At 70.0% G+C, this 17479-nt stretch carries 12 protein-coding genes; 3 read left to right on the plus strand and 9 right to left on the minus strand.

Annotation, left to right across the window (positions count from 1 at the left end):
* Positions 1-10 precede the first annotated feature (10 nt).
* Positions 11-715: a nitroreductase family protein gene (locus tag ACGFW5_RS07695; protein ID WP_393833261.1), complete on the plus strand. Its 705-nt coding sequence runs from the start codon at positions 11-13 to the stop codon at positions 713-715.
* 124 nt (positions 716-839) lie between these two features.
* Here ACGFW5_RS07695 and pruA read toward each other — a convergent pair whose 3' ends face one another.
* Positions 840-2471 carry an L-glutamate gamma-semialdehyde dehydrogenase gene (gene pruA / locus ACGFW5_RS07700; protein WP_393833262.1) on the minus strand — a complete coding sequence of 544 codons (1632 nt, stop codon included), beginning with the start codon at positions 2469-2471 and terminating at the stop codon, positions 840-842.
* 67 nt (positions 2472-2538) lie between these two features.
* Positions 2539-3465 (minus strand): proline dehydrogenase family protein, encoded by a 927-nt coding sequence (locus ACGFW5_RS07705; protein ID WP_393833263.1) that lies wholly within the window; start codon positions 3463-3465, stop codon positions 2539-2541.
* 202 nt (positions 3466-3667) lie between these two features.
* Between ACGFW5_RS07705 and ACGFW5_RS07710 the strand changes: the two genes are divergently transcribed.
* The gene (locus ACGFW5_RS07710) at positions 3668-4837 is read left to right on the plus strand and encodes a PucR family transcriptional regulator (protein WP_393833264.1); all 1170 of its coding nucleotides are present in this window, start codon (positions 3668-3670) and stop codon (positions 4835-4837) included.
* A gap of 201 nt (positions 4838-5038) precedes the next feature.
* Here ACGFW5_RS07710 and ACGFW5_RS07715 read toward each other — a convergent pair whose 3' ends face one another.
* Positions 5039-6310: a hypothetical protein gene (locus ACGFW5_RS07715; protein ID WP_393833399.1), complete on the minus strand. Its 1272-nt coding sequence runs from the start codon at positions 6308-6310 to the stop codon at positions 5039-5041.
* 681 nt (positions 6311-6991) lie between these two features.
* On the opposite strand from ACGFW5_RS07715, the gene ACGFW5_RS07720 reads away from it, so the two are divergent.
* Positions 6992-8131: an FAD-dependent oxidoreductase gene (locus tag ACGFW5_RS07720; RefSeq protein WP_393833265.1), complete on the plus strand. Its 1140-nt coding sequence runs from the start codon at positions 6992-6994 to the stop codon at positions 8129-8131.
* A gap of 32 nt (positions 8132-8163) precedes the next feature.
* On the opposite strand, the gene ACGFW5_RS07725 is transcribed toward ACGFW5_RS07720, so the two are convergent.
* The 6 genes from ACGFW5_RS07725 to ACGFW5_RS07750 form a co-directional block, all read right to left on the minus strand.
* A complete protein-coding gene (locus ACGFW5_RS07725; protein ID WP_393833266.1) occupies positions 8164-8811 on the minus strand; it encodes a TetR/AcrR family transcriptional regulator in 648 nt (215 codons plus the stop codon).
* Between the two features lie 94 nt (positions 8812-8905).
* On the minus strand, positions 8906-10498 hold the full coding sequence (gene serA / locus ACGFW5_RS07730) for a phosphoglycerate dehydrogenase (RefSeq protein ID WP_393833267.1): 1593 nt from the start codon (positions 10496-10498) through the stop codon (positions 8906-8908).
* A gap of 260 nt (positions 10499-10758) precedes the next feature.
* Positions 10759-11760 (minus strand): ketol-acid reductoisomerase, encoded by a 1002-nt coding sequence (ilvC, locus tag ACGFW5_RS07735; RefSeq protein ID WP_393833268.1) that lies wholly within the window; start codon positions 11758-11760, stop codon positions 10759-10761.
* Between the two features lie 108 nt (positions 11761-11868).
* Positions 11869-12396: an acetolactate synthase small subunit gene (ilvN, locus tag ACGFW5_RS07740; RefSeq protein WP_100577584.1), complete on the minus strand. Its 528-nt coding sequence runs from the start codon at positions 12394-12396 to the stop codon at positions 11869-11871.
* 26 nt (positions 12397-12422) lie between these two features.
* Positions 12423-14291 (minus strand): acetolactate synthase large subunit, encoded by a 1869-nt coding sequence (locus ACGFW5_RS07745; protein WP_393833269.1) that lies wholly within the window; start codon positions 14289-14291, stop codon positions 12423-12425.
* A gap of 228 nt (positions 14292-14519) precedes the next feature.
* Positions 14520-17387, minus strand: coding sequence for a putative bifunctional diguanylate cyclase/phosphodiesterase (locus ACGFW5_RS07750; protein ID WP_393833270.1), 2868 nt, complete (start codon positions 17385-17387; stop codon positions 14520-14522).
* Between the last annotated feature and the right edge of the window lie 92 nt (positions 17388-17479).

Consider the following 17479-nt stretch of genomic DNA (forward strand, 5'->3'; position numbering starts at 1 on the left):
GACTCTGACCATGCCGACACCTACCGAGCAGCACTGGACCCCGGTCCACGGCGAGCCCTACCGGCCCGTCGCCTACCGTCCGGCCCGGATGGCGACCGCCGAGACCCTGGCCCGGGCCGCCGAGTTGCGCGCGCGCATGGACGAGCGCCGTACCGTACGCAGCTTCTCGCCCGACCCCGTCCCCGAGCAGGCCGTGCGCGACGCCGTCGCCTGCGCCGCGACCGCGCCGTCCGGCGCCCACCAGCAGCCCTGGACGTTCGTCCTGGTCAAGGACGCCGACGTACGGCGCCGGATCCGTGAAGCGGCCGAGGAGGAGGAGCGCGTCTCCTACGACGGGCGGCTCGGCGAGGAGTGGCTTGCGGCGCTGCGGCCCATCGGCACGGACGCGGTGAAGACCCACCTCACGGACGCCCCGGCGCTGCTCGTCGTCTTCCAGCAGCGGTACTGGCTGGCCGACGACGGCACCAAGCACAAGCACTACTACGTCGACGAGTCCGTCGGCATCGCGGTGGGCCTGCTGCTCTCGGCGCTGCACCAGTCGGGTCTCGCGGCGCTCGTGCACACGCCGAGCCCCATGCGCTTCCTGTCGGAGGTCCTTGAACGGCCCACGAACGAGAAGGCGTTCGCGGTGGTACCGATCGGCTATCCGGCCGAGGACTGCGAGGTCCCCGACCTGGTCCGCAAGTCGCTCGACCAGGTACTCGTGGAGATCTGAGGTCCCTGGAGATCCGAGGTACCTGGAGATCCGGGGCCCGTGGAGATCCGGGGCCCATGGAAACCGCCCCCGTCCTCGGTTGGGGGACCAAGGACGGGGGCGGGGTTCGGTGGCGACCGAAACGTCAGCCCATGTGCGGGTACGTGTAGTCGGTCGGCGGGACCAGGGTCTCCTTGATGGCGCGGGTCAGCGTCCAGCGCATCAGGTTCTGCGGGGCGCCCGCCTTGTCGTTGGTGCCGGACGCGCGGCCGCCGCCGAAGGGCTGCTGGCCGACGACGGCGCCGGTCGACTTGTCGTTGATGTAGAAGTTGCCCGCCGCGTAGCGGAGCTTGTCCATCGTGTACGCGGCCGCGGCGCGGTCGTTGGAGATGACGGCGCCGGTCAGGGCGTAGTCGGAGGCCGACTCCATCTGCTCCAGCATCTCGTCGTACTTCGCGTCGTCGTAGACGTGGACCGCCAGGATCGGGCCGAAGTACTCGGTCGTGAAGACCTCGTTGGCCGGTTCGGTGCACTCGATGACGGTCGGGCGCACGAAGTAGCCGACCGAGTCGTCGTAGGTGCCGCCCGCGACGATCGTGCAGGACGCGTCGGCCTTGGCACGGTCGATCGCGGCCTTGTTCTTGGCGAAGGAGCGCTCGTCGATGACCGCGCCGATGAAGTTCGACAGGTCGGTGACGTCACCCATGGAGATGCCGTCGACCTCGGCCGCGAACTCCTCCTTGAACCCGTCGTTCCAGATCGAGGCCGGGACGTAGGCGCGCGATGACGCGGAGCACTTCTGGCCCTGGTACTCGAAGGAGCCGCGGGTCAGCGCGGTCTTCAGGACGGCGCGGTCGGCGCTGGGGTGCGCGACGACGAAGTCCTTGCCGCCGGTCTCGCCGACCAGACGCGGGTAGGTGCGGTACTTCTCGATGTTGGTGCCGACCGTCTTCCACAGGTGCTGGAAGGTCTTGGTCGACCCCGTGAAGTGGATGCCGGCCAGGTCGCGGTGGTTCAGGGCGACCTCGGAGACGGCCAGGCCGTCACCGGTGACGAGGTTGATGACGCCCTTGGGCAGGCCCGCCTCCTCCAGGAGGCGCATGAGCAGCACGGCGGCGTGGGTCTGCGTCGGGGACGGCTTCCACACGACGACGTTGCCCATCAGGGCCGGGGCGGTCGGCAGGTTGCCCGCGATGGCCGTGAAGTTGAACGGCGTGATCGCGTAGACGAAGCCTTCGAGCGGACGGTGGTCCATGCGGTTCCACACGCCCGGGGAGTTCGCCGGGGGCTGCTCGGCGAGCAGGTTGCGGGCGTAGTGGACGTTGAAGCGCCAGAAGTCGACGAGCTCGCACGGGGTGTCGATCTCGGCCTGCTGGGCGGTCTTGGACTGGCCGAGCATGGTGGAGGCGGCCAGCGTCTCGCGCCAGGGGCCCGAAAGCAGCTCGGCGGCGCGCAGGATGATCGCGGCGCGGTCGTCGAAGGCCATCGCACGCCAGGCCGGGGCGGCGGCGAGCGCGGCGTCGATCGCGTCCTGGGCGTCCTCGGTGGTGGCGTTGGCGTACGTACCGATGACGGCCTTGTGGTTGTGCGGCTGCACGACGTCGAAGCGCTCACCGCCGCCCATCCGCTTCTCACCGTTGATGATCATCGGCAGGTCGACGGGGTTCTCGGCCAGCTCCTTGAGCTTGGCTTCCAGACGGGCGCGCTCCGGGGAACCAGGGGCGTAGCCGTGCACCGGCTCGTTGACCGGGGCGGGGACCTGGGTCACAGCGTCCATGAGTTCCTTGACTCCTTTGTGAGGGGTGTTTTCCGGCGACCTGGAGGGTCTTGGGCCTGTCCGAAATCTAGTTCTTTGTGATCATCGACCGGAGGAAGAACAGCAGGTTGGCCGGCTTCTCCGCGAGGCGCCGCATGAAGTAGCCGTACCAGTCGGTGCCGTACGCGGTGTAGACCCGCATCCGGTGGCCCTCGGCGGCGAGCCTCAGGTGCTCCTCGCTGCGGATCCCGTACAGCATCTGGAACTCGTACTCGTCCAGTTTGCGCCCGGCACGCCGCGCGAGCTCCTGCCCGATGGCTATCAGACGCGGGTCGTGGGACCCGATCATCGGGTAGCCCTCGCCCTCCATGAGGATCTTCAGGATGCGGACGTATGCCTTGTCGATCTCGCCCTTGTCCTGGTAGGCGACCTCGGCGGGCTCCTTGTAGGCACCCTTCACGATACGCACCCGGCTGCCGGCGTCGGCCAGGCGCTTCGCGTCGGCCTCGGTGCGGAACAGATAGGCCTGGATGACGCAGCCGGTCTGCGGGAAGTCCTTCCGCAGCTCGTCGTGGATGGCGAACATCGAGTCGAGGGTGGTGTGGTCCTCGGCGTCCAGGGTGACCGTGGTGCCGATGGCGGCGGCGGCCTCGACGACCGGGCGCACATTGGCAAGGGCCAGCTCGTGGCCGCCTTCGAGCGCCTGGCCGAACATGGACAGCTTGACGGACATCTCGGCCTTGGTGCCGTGGCCGAGCTCCTTCAGTCGCTCGATGAGCTCCAGGTAGGCGTCACGCGCGTGGGCGGCCTGCTCGGGGGTGGTGATGTCCTCGCCCACCACGTCCAGGGTGAGTTCGAGGCCCTTGGCGACGGTCTCCTCGACGATCGGGACGACCTGCGCGACGGTCTCGCCGGGGATGAACCGGTTCACCACGGGCTTGGTCATCGGGGCAGCCGAAACAAGCCTGCGCATCTTGTCGCTGCGCGACGCGGCGAGGATCACGGGACCCAGCACGGGGCACCTCCACGGAAAGAACGAGACGGGGCCGCGACCTGGACCGGAGGGACGAGCGACGTCTTCCCGGCGTTCCGGCGACGGCACGGAGAACCACCGTGAAACCTAAGGATCTCCACGATCCTCTGCCATCGACAGCTGTCACGCATCCGTGGCCCAGATCTCATACATATGTCTGAAGCGGCGTGCGTGATGAGCGAGAATGGCTCACGTGAAGGGCGACTACCAGGATCTGGTCGATGAAATCTCGGCGCTGCTCGGCGCCCCCGCGACGCTGGAGAACCGCGATTTCGGGCTGATCGCCTTCGGCGCGCACGATTCGGACAGCGGCTTCGGCGAACTGACGCTCGACCCGGTCCGTACCCGTTCCATCCTGACCAGGAAGTCGACGCCCGCCGTCCGTGCCTGGTTCGAGGGCTTCGGCATCACCCGCGCGACCCGCCCGGTCCGCATCCCGGCCGCGCCCGACGCGGGAGTCCTGCGCGGCCGGATCTGCCTGCCGGTACGCCATCGGGGCATCGCACTCGGATACGTCTGGCTGCTCGACGACGAGCCGGGGCCGACCGAGGACAAGCTGGCCGCGGCGATGGAGGTGGCCGCCAGGATCGGGGGGCTGCTCGCCGACGAGGTCCAGGCGGGCGCGGACCTCTCGCGCGAGTTCCGGGCGGTGCTGACCGCGGAGGGTGGCCGTCAGCGCGACACCGCGACGGCGGCCCTTGCGGTGGCGCTCGGCCCCGACGCGGAGGGCCTGCACGCGCTGGTGTGCGTGGCGCCCTGGCCCTTCGACGACGCCCCCTCGGCCCGTACGGTGCCGGGCGCGGCCGCGGTGTGCACGCTGCCGGCGGAACCCGCGGTGCGGGGCGGGGGCCAGTGGCTCGCCGCCCTGGTGCGGTTGCGCTCGGCGGACGCGCCCGCCCCGGCCATGACCGCGGCCCAGCGGCTGTGCGGGGACGCCGGGTCCGGCGCGGCGGCCGGGGTGGCCACGGCCCGGCGCGGCCTCGCCGACCTGGCACCCGCCCACCGGGAGGCGGCCGCCGCCGCCCGTGCGGCACGTGCCGATCCCCGGCTCGGCCCGGTCGCCACGTGGGCGGCGATCGGCCCGTACCGGACGCTGACCGCGCTGCCCGCCCCGGCGGAGCAGGACCCGGCGGTGCGGGCCCTGTTGACCCCCGCCCACGCCGAACTGGCCCGCACCGCCGAGGCGTTCCTCGACTGCGCGGGACAGGCGGGCCGCGCGGCGGCGACGCTCGGCATTCACCGCCAGACGCTCTACTACCGCCTCTCGCGCGTCGAGCACCTGACCGGCCTCGACCTGGACCGCGGCGAGGACCGGCTGCTGCTGCACATGGCCCTGAAGGCGGCGCGGCTCTGAGCCGTCGCGGGCTCCGCGGGTTCCCTGAGCACAGCCGCTTGGCGGGCGGACGGCAAGAGCGCGTCGGCACGGCACCTACGGCGCCGGTCACCGTGGGCCGAGCCGGTGCCCGTGCTTGGGGGCACGCCACCCGCCCGCCGCACGTGGCTCGGGCCCCGGCCGGAAAAGGCCGGGGCCCGAGCGGGCGTGGCTGGTTGGCGGTCAGACTCCCGTCAGGGTGTACGTGCCCGTGCCGTCCTGCCTGCCGCTGGAGTACTGGCGGATCAACTCGCCGTCCGCGTACCGGTCGTGGCCCATCATGGAACCGGTGTACTTGTTCTGCACACCGATCTTCGAGCTGCCGGGCACGTCACGGTAGATGTAGAACCGCTGAAGGTCGTCCTCCACGCAGGTGGCCGTCGTCAGATAGGCCTGCTCCTGGTTGGCGATGTTCGCCGGGACGGTCGCGCAACCGCCGTTGCCCCAGTTCCACAACGACGCCTCGATGACTCCGTTGCTCTCCGTCACGTTGCACAGGCGCCAGTTGTCCAGGTGGGCGCTGAAGAAGTTGGATTCACGCAGGCGTATGCCGTCGTTGGCAAGGAGCGGTGCGCTCCAGTTCAGAGGCTTGCCGGGGACGTCGATCCGGTAGACGGCGGGTTGGCAGTTCAGGGCGGTCTGCGAGGCGGGGGCCAAGCTGCCGGTGGCCACGCTCTTCCCGGCCGTGGTCGCCTTCCCGGCTTCGCGCGCGGCCAGGGCGGCCTTCGCCGAGGTGACCGGCCCGGCCGGGTGCTTCGCGGTGGCGATGGCGGAGCCGCAGTCGAGGAGGTCCTGCGCCTTGCGCATGATGCTGTTGGCGGGGACCTTGTCCTCGCAGCGCACCGCGCCTTCTTCGAGGTCGGTGTAGGTGGTGTAGCTGCCGGTGTCGGCCCCTTCGATCCACTTCAGCGCCCAGCTGCCGTCGCCCTGTTGGACGCGGTTGCAGTTGAGGCTGCTGTAGGTGCCGGTGACCTTCTTCGTCCCCTTGTAGAGGCCGTAGTAGCCGGGCTGGGCGAAGTTCCAGGTGACGGAGTTCGACACGCTGCTGGTGGAGGAGTAGGTGAGCTGCACGTTCAGGCCCAGGCTCGCGCCGACCGTGCCGAGGGCCTCGACGCCGAAGCTGCCCTGCACGGTGCCGTTGAGGCCGACGGAGACCGAGATGGTGGTCTGGGTGCTGGTGGAGATGGTCTGGGTGCCGGTCGAGCCCTGGGTGACGTACCAGCCCTTGAAATGGGTGATCGTCGGTGAGACTTCGGTCGACTTGATGTACGGGTGGCGGGTGCCGAGGTCGGCCACCCCGCACGCGTCGCCGGGCTTGGGCAGGCCGGCGGTTGTCGCGGCTTTCGGATGCTCTGCCGCGCCTGCTGTGCCGACTACGGCGAGCGTCGACGCGGCGGTCGCGGTGAGCGCGACCAGCCCTCTGACCCAGCGGCCGGAAGATCTCAAGTGGCTCATCATGCCCTTTCCTTGGCCGGGCGCCATGCCCCGGGCCGGAATTCTGCCAGTGATGGGGAGCGATGGTCGGACGAGACGAATTTAGTGTCGGAAGCCACGCAGTGACGATGACGGAATCAGCCGTCCGGGGCCCAACTCACGTCAGTTGTAAGGTCGTTAAAAGGCCTTGACCTGCATGGGAGTCATCAGAATTTCATCTGCACAGCTATAATTCACCAGCGGCGCCGTATGGATGGGCTGTTGTACGGGTGATGTGGCTGCCGTTACTGCGGTCACCGGCCAATTCCAGGCCGGTCCTGCGTCAAACGCCGGTGCGGGCGGTCATCATCAAGCCCTCACGCAATTCAGCCGACTTGCGCCTTCCGAAAATGACTTCCGAAAATGACGACGTTCGAGGGTCGCGGCGGCTTTGCCATGTGTGGGCCGGCGTGACTTCCCCGGCGTGGACGTAGACGTAGACGTAGACGTGAAAGTGAGCCGGCTCCTACAGCCGTCCGCCGGCGCCGGCCCGCGCCGGTCGGTGGGTTGTCGGTGTTCTGTCGGCGGCTGCCGCGACCTTGGTGTGAGCCGGCCCCGCACCCATGGCGCCGGCGCCCGACTCCGCACCGGCTCCCGGGACGGCGTGCCCGGCGTGATGCGCCGGACACCCGCCGACGGGCCCACGATCTCGAAGGAAGTCCCATGTCCACCCACGTCACGATCATCGGCGCCGGGCTCGGCGGCCTCACGCTCGCCCGCGTCCTGCACGTCCACAACATCGCGTCCACGGTCTACGAGGCCGAGCCGTCACCGACCTCGCGCTCACAGGGCGGGATGCTCGACATCCACCACTACAACGGCCAACTCGCCCTGGAACAAGCACAGTTGCTGGACGGATTCCAGAGCTTCATCCTGGCAGGCCGCCAGGCGATGCGGCTGCTCGACCCGGACGGCACCGTCCTGTTCGACAAGGCCGACGACGGCACGGGCGGCCGCCCCGAGGTGCAGCGCGGCGACCTGCGACAGCTCCTGCTCGACTCACTCCCGGCCACCACCGTGCGCTGGGGCCGCAAGGTCCGCGCCACCCGCACCCTCGACGACGGGCGGCACGAGGTCACCTTCGACGACGGCGCGACCATCGTCACGGACCTGCTGGTGGGTGCCGACGGCGCGTGGTCGCGGGTGCGGCCACTGCTGTCCGGCGCCACCCCCGCGTACACCGGCAGGTCCGTCATCGAGACCTATCTCTTCGACGCCGAGACCCGCCACCCGGCCGTCGCGAAGGCGGTCGGCGGCGGATCCATGATCGCGACAAAGCCGACCAGGGAGATCTTCGCCCACCGGGAGAAGAACGACACGCTGCACGCCTATGTGGGCGTGATCGAACCCCAGGAGTGGTTCAGCGACATCGACTTCACCGACGCCGTCGGCGCCACCGCGCGGATCGCGCGGGAATTCGAGGGCTGGGCCCCGGAGCTCACCGCGCTGATCACCGAGAGCGACGTCCCGCCGGTCCTGCGGCACCTGCACGCCCTGCCGGCGGAGCACCGCTGGGACCGGGTGCCGGGCGTGACCCTGATCGGCGACGCCGCGCATCTGTCCGCACCGAACGGCGAGGGGGCCAACCTGGCCATGCTCGACGGCGCCGAACTGGGCACGGCGCTGGCCGAGCACCAAGGAGACGTCGAGGCGGCGCTCACCGCCTACGAGCGGGCCATGTTCCCGCGCAGCGCGCGGGCGGCCGTCCTGGAGGCGGGCGAGGAGTTCGGGCCCGAGTCCGAGTCCGGCGACATCACACCGCACGACCTCATCGCCGCGCTCACCGAGTCCGAGCCGTCCTGAACGGGCGGACGCGGGCCCGCCGGGCCCATGGCTCAGGCCGTGTCCTGACCCTCACCCTGGGCCTGGGCCTGGGCCTGGGCCTGGCCCTGGGCCTGGGCCTGGCCGCCGTCGAGTCCCATGACGATCTTCAGGCCCTCGGTCAGGTCCTGGGCCGAGGGGGCCGTCTCCGGATCGACCATCCACTGGACCATCACCCCGGCGAGCAGCGCCTGGTAGAAGGTCCCGGCGATCCGCGCCCGCTCGGGGTCGGCGTTCTCGTCGATGCCGAGGAAGCCGCCGCCGAGCCCCTTGCGGCCCTCCAACTGCGGTCCCGCCAGGGCCTTTTGCAGCTCGGGGTCGCCGTCGAGCCGGGAGACGATCTCCATTTGGAGCTTCCACACCGGGCGGCTCAGCTCATAGGAGTCGATGACCTTCTCCCAGCCCCGCTCGAAGCGTTCGAGCGGGGGAAGGTCCTCGGTGACGGCGCCCTTGTCCCGGCTCTCCGAGACCACGTCGCCCCACTCCTCGGTCAGCCGCAGGAACGCCAGGTTGAGCAGCGCTTCCTTGGAGCCGTAGTGATAGCCGATGGAGGCCAGGTTGGTGCCCGAAGCGGCGACGAGGTCGCGGGCGGTGGTGCGGGCATAGCCCTTCTCCAGCAGGCAGCGCTTGGCGCCTTCGAGCAGATCCTCGCGGTGTCCCATGACAGCAGCGTACCCGGCCGCACAGACATCCGTCTAAGACAAGCGTCTACGGAGGTCCGTGGGCCGGGCACGGGGAGCGAGCCTGGCGGGCCGATCAGTCGGTCAGGTTCACCGAGCGGGCCGAGTTGGCGCCGATCTCCTCGGCGAGCTCGCTCAGCACGTTCTGCGGGATGGTGTCGTCCACGGTGAGCACGGCAAGCGCCTCGCCGCCCTCCTCCGCGCGCGCCACCTGCATGCCGGCGATGTTGAGCCCGGCCTCGCCGAGGACGCGGCCGACGGTGCCGACGATGCCGGGACGGTCCTCGTAGCGGAGCACGATCATGTGGTCGGCGAGCGCCAGGTCCACGTCGAACTCGCCGATCGCGACGACCTTCTGGAGATGCTTGGGGCCGGCCAGGGTGCCGGAGACGGAGATCTCCTCGCCGTCCGACAGGGTGCCGCGCACGGTCACCACGTTGCGGTGGTTGGGGGACTCGCTCGACGTCGTCAGGCGGACCTCGACGCCGCGCTCCTGCGCGAAGAGGGGGGCGTTGACGTAGGAGACCGTCTCGTCCACCACGTCCTCGAACACGCCCTTGAGCGCGGAGAGTTCGAGCACCTTGACGTCGTGCTGGGTGAGCTCGCCGTACACCTCGACGTCGAGGCGGACCGCGACCTCGCCCGCGAGCGCGGTGAAGATCCGGCCCAGGCGCTCGGCGAGCGGCAGGCCCGGCTTGACGTCCTCGGCGATCACGCCGCCCTGGACGTTGACCGCGTCCGGCACCAACTCGCCCGCGAGTGCGAGGCGTACGGACTTGGCGACGGCGATGCCGGCCTTCTCCTGGGCCTCGTCGGTGGACGCGCCCAGATGCGGGGTGCAGACGACCTGGTCGAGCTCGAACAGCGGGGAGTCCGTGCAGGGCTCCTTCGCGTACACATCGAGACCGGCGCCCGCTACGCGGCCCTCCTTGAGGGCGGAGTACAGCGCGGCCTCGTCGACGATGCCGCCGCGCGCCGCGTTCACGATCCGCACGTGCGGCTGCACCTTGTGCAGCGCGTCGTCGCCGATGAGGCCGAGCGTCTCGGGGGTCTTGGGCAGGTGCACCGTGATGAAGTCGGAGACTTCGAGCAGTTCGTCCAGGGAGAGCAGCTTGACGCCCATCTGCGCCGCGCGGGCGGGCTGCACATAGGGGTCGTACGCCACGATCTTCATGCCGAAGGCCGACATGCGCTGCGCGACCAGGACCCCGATGCGGCCGAGGCCGACGACACCGAGGGTCTTCTCGCTCAGCTCGACACCGGTGTACTTGCTGCGCTTCCACTCGCGGTTCTTCAGCGCGGTGTTGGCCTGCGGAATGTTGCGCGCGGTGGCGATCAGGAGGCCGCAGGCGAGCTCGGCCGCGGTGACGATGTTGGAGGTCGGGGCGTTCACGACCATCACGCCGGCCTTGGTGGCGGCGGACACGTCCACATTGTCGAGACCGACGCCGGCGCGGGCGACGACCCGCAGCTTCTTCGCGGCGGCCACGGCCTCCGCGTCCACCTTGGTGGCCGAGCGGATCAGGATCGCGTCGACGTCGGCGATGGCGGGCAGCAGTTCCGCGCGGTCGGCGCCGTTGCAGTGCCGGATCTCGAAGTCCGGCCCGAGGGCGTCGACAGTGGCGGGCGACAGCTCTTCAGCGATGAGTACGACAGGTTTCGAGCTCACGTGGGTCCTCACTGAATCCTTTGCGGACGGCCGTTCCGACGGCCGCAGGCGGTGGAGTGGCCGCGTGGAAGACGCACGACGCTGTGGGCCTGACGCGTTGGTGTTGCTGGAAAGTGTAGTGCGGGTTCCCCGCCGGGTTTATGCCGCTGCGGCAGGATCACCCGATGGGGGTTGGACTTGGCGTCCACACCTGCCGCGACAACGCGCGACGGGCGGCGGGGCCGGGCAGCCAAGCGTGCCCGGCCCCGCCGACGGGAGGCCTACGCCTCGTCGTTCTGCACCCAGCTCATGAGCTTGCGCAGCTCCTTGCCGGTGGTCTCCAGGAGGTGGTTCTCGTCCTGGGTCTTGTACTCGTTGTACTTCTTCAGACCGCCGTGGTACTCGTCCATCCAGTTCTTGGCGAACGTGCCGTCCTGGATCTCGGCGAGGACCTTCTTCATCTCGGCCTTGGTGTCGGCGGTGATGATGCGGGGGCCGGTCACGTAGTCGCCCCACTCGGCGGTCTCGGAGATCGACCAGCGCATCTTCTCCAGGCCGCCCTCGTACATGAGGTCCACGATGAGCTTCAGCTCGTGCAGGCACTCGAAGTACGCGATCTCCGGCTGGTAGCCGGCCTCGGTCAGCGTCTCGAAGCCCGCCTTGACCAGCGCCGCGGTGCCACCGCACAGCACGGCCTGCTCACCGAACAGGTCGGTCTCGGTCTCCTCGGTGAAGGTCGTCTTGATGACGCCCGCCCGGGTGCCGCCGATGCCCTTGGCGTACGAGAGCGCCAGCGCAAGGCCGTTGCCCTGCGGGTCCTGCTCGACGGCCACGATGCACGGAACGCCGCGGCCCTCCTCGTACTGGCGGCGCACCAGGTGGCCGGGGCCCTTGGGCGCGACCATCGCGACGGTCACGTCGGCCGGGGGCTTGATGAAGCCGAAGCGGATGTTCAGGCCGTGGCCGAAGAACAGCGCGTCGCCGTCCTTCAGGTTGTCCTTGATGGACTCCTCGTAGACCTGGGCCTGGAGCGGGTCCGGGACCAGGATCATGATGACGTCGGCCTCGGCGGCCGCCTCGGACGGCGTCACCACGCGCAGGCCCTGCTCCTCGGCCTTCGCCTTGGATTTGGAGCCCTCGTGCAGACCGACGCGGACGTCGACACCCGAGTCACGGAGCGACAGCGCGTGGGCGTGGCCCTGGCTGCCGTACCCGATCACCGCGACCTTGCGGCCCTGGATGATGGACAGGTCGGCATCGTCGTCGTAGAACAGCTCGGCCACTGGGAAATCTCCTTGGTGTGCTGGTGTTGCGTCCACCGTATCGGTGGGGGTGAGTGAGGAAGGGGTGAGTCTCGCGATACGGGCGGGTCGAAGCCCCCTCGGCGGGACTCAGGCGCTGCGGTCCAGGGCGCGCAGCGAGCGGTCCGTGATGGACCGGGCGCCACGCCCTATGGCGATCGTGCCGGACTGGACGAGCTCCTTGATGCCGAACTGCTCCAGCATCTTCAGCATCGCCTCCAGCTTGTCCGCGCCGCCGGTCGCCTCGATGGTCACGGCCTCCGGGGAGACGTCGACGGTCTTGGCGCGGAACAGCTGGACGATCTCGACGATCTGGGAGCGCGTTTCGTTGTCGGCACGCACCTTCACCAGGACGAGCTCGCGCTGGATCGCAGCGCTGGGCTCGAGTTCGACGATCTTGAGGACGTTGACCAGCTTGTTGAGCTGCTTGGTGACCTGCTCAAGGGGCAGGTCCTCGACACTGACCACGATGGTGATGCGGGAGATGTCGGGGTGTTCGGTGACACCGACCGCGAGCGAGTCGATGTTGAAGCCGCGGCGGGAGAACAGCGCGGCGATCCGGGCCAGGATGCCGGGGGTGTTCTCGACCAGGACCGAGAGCGTGTGCTTGGTGGACATGAGCCTCTTACCTCTTCCTACAGCTCTCAGTCGTCTTCGTTGTCGCCGAAGTCGGGACGGACGCCCCGGGCGGCCATGACCTCGTCGTTGGAGGTGCCGGCAGCGACCATCGGCCACACCTGCGCGTCCTCGTGGACGATGAAGTCGATCACGACCGGGCGGTCGTTGATGGAGTTGGCCTCCTGGATCGCCTTGTCCAGGTCCTCGGGACGCTCGCAGCGGATCGCGTAACAGCCCATCGCCTCGGACAGCTTGACGAAGTCCGGGACGCGAGTGCCGCCGCTGGGCTTGCCCTGCTCGGCGACGCCGTCCCCGGGTCCGGAGTGCAGGACCGTGTTGGAGTAGCGCTGGTTGTAGAACAGGGTCTGCCACTGGCGGACCATCCCGAGCGCGCCGTTGTTGATGATGGCGACCTTGATCGGGATGTTGTTGAGCGCGCAGGTGGTCAGTTCCTGGTTGGTCATCTGGAAGCAGCCGTCGCCGTCGATCGCCCAGACCATCCGGTCCGGCTGCCCGGCCTTGGCGCCCATGGCGGCGGGGACCGCGTAGCCCATGGTTCCGGCGCCGCCCGAGTTGAGCCAGGTGGCGGGCAGTTCGTAGTTGACGAAGTGGGCGGCCCACATCTGGTGCTGGCCGACGCCGGCGGCGTAGATGGTGTCCGCGTCCGCGAGCTCGCCGATGCGCTGGATGACGCGCTGCGGGGACAGCGTGCCGTCGTTCGGCTCGTCGTAGCCCAGCGGGTAGGTCTCGCGCCAGCGGTTGAGGTCCTTCCACCAGGCGGTGTAGTCGCCCTTGTGGCCCTCGGAGTACTCGGCCTGGACCGCCTGGACCAGATCGGCGATGACCTCACGGGCGTCGCCCACGATCGGGACGTCGACCTCGCGGTTCTTGCCGATCTCGGCCGGGTCGATGTCCGCGTGGATGATCTTCGCGAACGGTGCGAAGCTGTCCAGCTTGCCCGTGACGCGGTCGTCGAAGCGGGTGCCGAGCGCGATGAGCAGGTCCGACTTCTGGAGCGCGGTGACGGCGGTGACCGCACCGTGCATGCCGGGCATTCCCACGTGCAGCGGGTGGCTGTCGGGGAAGGCGCCGAGCGCCATCAGGGTGGTGGTGACGGGCGCTCCGGTGAGCTCCGCGAGGACCTTCAGCTCGGCGGTCGCACCGGCCTTGAGGACGCCACCGCCGACGTACAGGACCGGGCGCTTGGCCGCCACGATCAGCTTGGCGGCCTCGCGGATCTGCTTGGCGTGCGGCTTGGTGACCGGCCGGTAGCCCGGCAGGTCCGTCTGCGGCGGCCACGCGAAGGTGGTCTGTGCCTGGAGGGCGTCCTTGGCGATGTCGACCAGGACCGGGCCCGGGCGGCCGGTCGAGGCGATGTGGAAGGCCTCGGCGATGGTGCGCGGGATGTCCTCGGCCTTGGTGACCAGGAAGTTGTGCTTGGTGATCGGCATGGTGATGCCGACGATGTCCGCCTCCTGGAAGGCGTCCGTGCCGATGGCCTTGGAGGAGACCTGGCCGGTGATCGCGACCAGCGGCACCGAGTCCATGTGGGCGTCCGCGATCGGGGTGACCAGGTTGGTGGCACCGGGTCCCGATGTCGCCATGCACACGCCGACCTTGCCGGTGGCCTGGGCGTATCCGGTGGCCGCGTGGCCCGCGCCCTGCTCGTGACGGACCAGGACGTGGCGCACCCGGGTGGAGTCCATCATCGGGTCGTACGCCGGCAGGATGGCGCCGCCGGGGATGCCGAACACGACCTCCGCCCCGACTTCCTCAAGAGAACGGATGAGGGACTTCGCGCCCGTGACGTGCTCGACGGTCGCGGACTGGTGTCCGCCGTTACGGGGCCGCGGCTGCGGATGGTGGGCCCCGGTGGCCTGCTCGGTCATCGGCATTCTCTTCTCGAAGCTGAGGGTTTTTGCGGGGGTTTGATCAAGACTTCGGTGGTGCTTGAGGGGTGCCAGTGCAACAAAAAACCCCTCGTGCCGTGAGGCAAGCGAGGGGGAGCGCGTCGGGTGCGGTCTGCGGAGCCTGCATGGGGCTCCGCTTCAGCCGACGCGCTTTCCAAGTACGAGAATTCGGGTGCGCATGGCATTGACCCTCCCCCCGGCGCGCAGGTGGTGTCAAGTAGGTGGGACGGGCGTCTCATCATGTGAGCCGAGCAGGGGCCGGCTCCGGCCACTGAGCACCGAGAGCGCGGCCCCGCCCGGGACCGGGTATTCGCCGCGCAGCAGGGACCGCCGCAGCCGGAATTCGTCGAGCGGCCCGGAGAACGCCATCCCCTGTCCGTGCGTGCACCCCATGGCGCGCAGCGCGAGGACCTGCTCCGGCACGTCCACACCGTCGGCCACCGACTGCATGCCGAGGTCGCAGGCGATCCGGAGCAGCCCCGCGGTGATCTTGTGCAGGCGGGCCGATTCGACGACGCCCTCGACGAGGCCCCTGTCCAGTTTCAGCAGGTCGATGGGGAGCCGGCGCAGCGCGTTGATCGCCGCGTAGCCGCTGCCGAATCCGTCGAGTGCGATGCGCACGCCGAGTCTGCGCAGGCCCACCAGGCGCCGCTCCAGCTCGTCGAAGGAGATCCTTGGGTCGCTGTCGGCGAGCTCGATGATCAGGGCGCCCGACGGCAGTCCGTGCCGGGCGAGCAGGGCTTCCAGCGCGCCGATCGGCAGCGACTTGTCGAGGAGGCGCCGGGCCGAGAGGCGGACCGAGACGGGTGCGGCGAGGCCCGCGCGCCTGCGCTCGGCGGCGAGCTCGACGGCCTCTTCGAGCAGCCAGCGCCCGAGCTCCGCGGCCCGCTCGCTCTCGTCGGCGACCCGCAGGAATTCGGCCGGGGTGAACAGGATGCCCTGCGCCGACCTCCAGCGGGCCTGGGCGGCGACCGCGGAGACCTCGCCGGTGGTGAGGTCGACCACGGGCTGGTGCAGCACGACGAACTCGCCGTCGCTCAGAGCCGAACGCAGCCGGGCCGCGAGCTCCGTCTTGCGGACCACCTCGGCCTGCATCTGCGGGGCGTACAGCTCGACCCGGTTCTTGCCGCCCTTCTTGGCGCGGTACATGGCGAGGTCGGCGTTGCGCAGCAGTTCCCCGGCGCCGACGCCCGGCTCGGCGAAGGCGACGCCGATGGAGGCGGCGACGCGGACCTCGTTGCCGTCGATCCGGTAGGGCTGCGACAGGGTGAGGCGCAGCCGGTCGGCGATCTCGCGGACGTGGTGTTCACGGGCCGCGCGGTCGCGGGTGCCGTCGCCGAGGATCAGCGCGGCGAACTCGTCGCCGCCGAACCGGGCGGCCGTGTCGCCGGCGCGTACGGACTCGTGGAGGCGGCGGGCGGCCTGGATGAGCAGTTCGTCGCCGGCCTGGTGGCCGATGGTGTCGTTGACCTGCTTGAAGCCGTCGAGGTCGATGAAGAGCACGGCGGTGCCCGGGTCGGAGATGCGCCGTCCGCCGAGCGCCTTGCGCACCCGCTTGGTGAACAGGGCGCGGTTGGGCAGGTCGGTGAGCGGGTCGTGTTCGGCGTTGTGTTCCAACTGGGCCTGGAGACGCACCCGTTCGGTCACGTCGCGGCTGTTGAGGATGAGGCCGCCCTGGTGGCGGTTGACGGTCGACTCCACATTGAGCCATTCGCCGCTTCCCGACTTGAAGCGGCATTCGATCCGCGTCGTGGGTTCGTCGGCGGGTGGCGCCGCCAGAAACCGGCGCACCTCGTGCACCACCCGGCCCAGGTCCTCGGGGTGGATGAGGGAGGCGAGTTCGGACCCCACCAGCTCCTCGGCGTCCCGTCCGTAGACGCCGGCCGCGGCCGGGCTGACGTACCGCAGCACGCCGGTGGGGGCGGCGATCATGATGACGTCGCTCGAACCCTGCACCAGGGACCTGAAGTGGTTCTCCTTCTGGGCCAGTTCATGGGTGAGCGCGATGTTGTCGAGCAGCATGATGCCCTGGCGGACCACGAGGGCGAGCACCACGGTGCAGCCGGTGAAGACGGCCATCCGGCTGACCCGGTGGCCCGCGATGACGTTGTAGAGGATCCCCAGCGTGCAGACGGCGGCCGCGAGGTACGGGGTGAGCGCGGCCAGCGAGCTGGCGAGCGGCCGGGTCACCGGCGGGGCCTGGGCGCGGCCGGCGGCCGGCCGGGCGGCGCGCGGGGCCGCGAGTGGCTTCAGGGAGGGCGCTGCGGGCATCCGGACGGCCGCCCAGGGGGCGTACGCGAGGAGCAGGGAGCCGGCGAACCAGCCCGCGTCGAGGAGCTGTCCCGAACGGTAGTGCTCGTGCAGCAGGGGTGAGGTGAACAGGGCGTCGCACAGCACGGTCAGGGCCAGCGCCGCGATCGCGGTGTTCACCGCGGTCCGGTTGGCCGACGAGCGCCTGAAGTGCAGCGCGAGCACCATGCTGACCAGCACGATGTCGAGCAGTGGATAGGCGAGCGTGAGCGTGGCGTGGCCGACGCCCTCGCCTTCGCCCTCGTGGGCCGTGCGGGCCAGCGCGAGGCTCCAGGACAGGGTGAGCAGGGAGCCGCCGATGAGCCAGGAGTCGAGCGCCAGGCAGACCCAGCCCGCCCTGGTGACCGGGCGCTTGGCGAGCACGAGCAGGCCCACGATGGCGGGCGGCGCGAAGCAGAGGAAGAAGAGGTCCGCGGGCGAGGTGTTGGGCACGTCGCGCCGCAGCACGACCTCGTACCAGCCCCAGACGCCGTTGCCGCAGGCGGCCATGGCGGAGGAGAAGGAGAACAGCAGCCAGGCGGGCCGGAAGCTGCTCTCGCTGCGTGACGCCTCGTCCCGCGCGTACAGGAAGCAGGAGACCGCGGCGATCAGGGCCGCGCAGGAGAGGCCGAAGTCGCCCATGATCAGGGCGAGTTCCTTGGAGCCCCAGCCGAGGAATGCGCCGGTGGCATATCCGGCACAGACCACGGCGAGCACCAGTTGGGACACCATGCCGGTCCCACCGCCTCCCACCACCGGCGGCCGGGTCAGAATCGCACCCGGCGCGCTCACCGGACCGCTCCACGCCACCGGGGCCGCGCCGGGGCGCCTGCCCGCCGGAGCCGGAATCCGGGGCCGCGGCCCCAGGGGCCGTGCTCCCGGGT

Source organism: Streptomyces sp. NPDC048416 (assembly GCF_043200435.1).
In the GTDB taxonomy this organism is placed as follows: domain Bacteria; phylum Actinomycetota; class Actinomycetes; order Streptomycetales; family Streptomycetaceae; genus Streptomyces.

What these genes read in the sequence shown, in the direction of transcription:
- ACGFW5_RS07745 (WP_393833269.1), bottom strand. Translation starts at nt 14,291, where the DNA reads ATGCCGATGACCGAGCAGGCCACCGGGGCCCACCATCCGCAGCCGCGG.
- ACGFW5_RS07695 (WP_393833261.1), top strand. Translation starts at nt 11, where the DNA reads ATGCCGACACCTACCGAGCAGCACTGGACCCCGGTCCACGGCGAGCCC.
- ilvN (WP_100577584.1), bottom strand. Translation starts at nt 12,396, where the DNA reads ATGTCCACCAAGCACACGCTCTCGGTCCTGGTCGAGAACACCCCCGGC.
- pruA (WP_393833262.1), bottom strand. Translation starts at nt 2,471, where the DNA reads ATGGACGCTGTGACCCAGGTCCCCGCCCCGGTCAACGAGCCGGTGCAC.
- ACGFW5_RS07725 (WP_393833266.1), bottom strand. Translation starts at nt 8,811, where the DNA reads ATGGGACACCGCGAGGATCTGCTCGAAGGCGCCAAGCGCTGCCTGCTG.
- ACGFW5_RS07710 (WP_393833264.1), top strand. Translation starts at nt 3,668, where the DNA reads ATGGCTCACGTGAAGGGCGACTACCAGGATCTGGTCGATGAAATCTCG.
- ACGFW5_RS07720 (WP_393833265.1), top strand. Translation starts at nt 6,992, where the DNA reads ATGTCCACCCACGTCACGATCATCGGCGCCGGGCTCGGCGGCCTCACG.
- ACGFW5_RS07715 (WP_393833399.1), bottom strand. Translation starts at nt 6,310, where the DNA reads ATGAGCCACTTGAGATCTTCCGGCCGCTGGGTCAGAGGGCTGGTCGCG.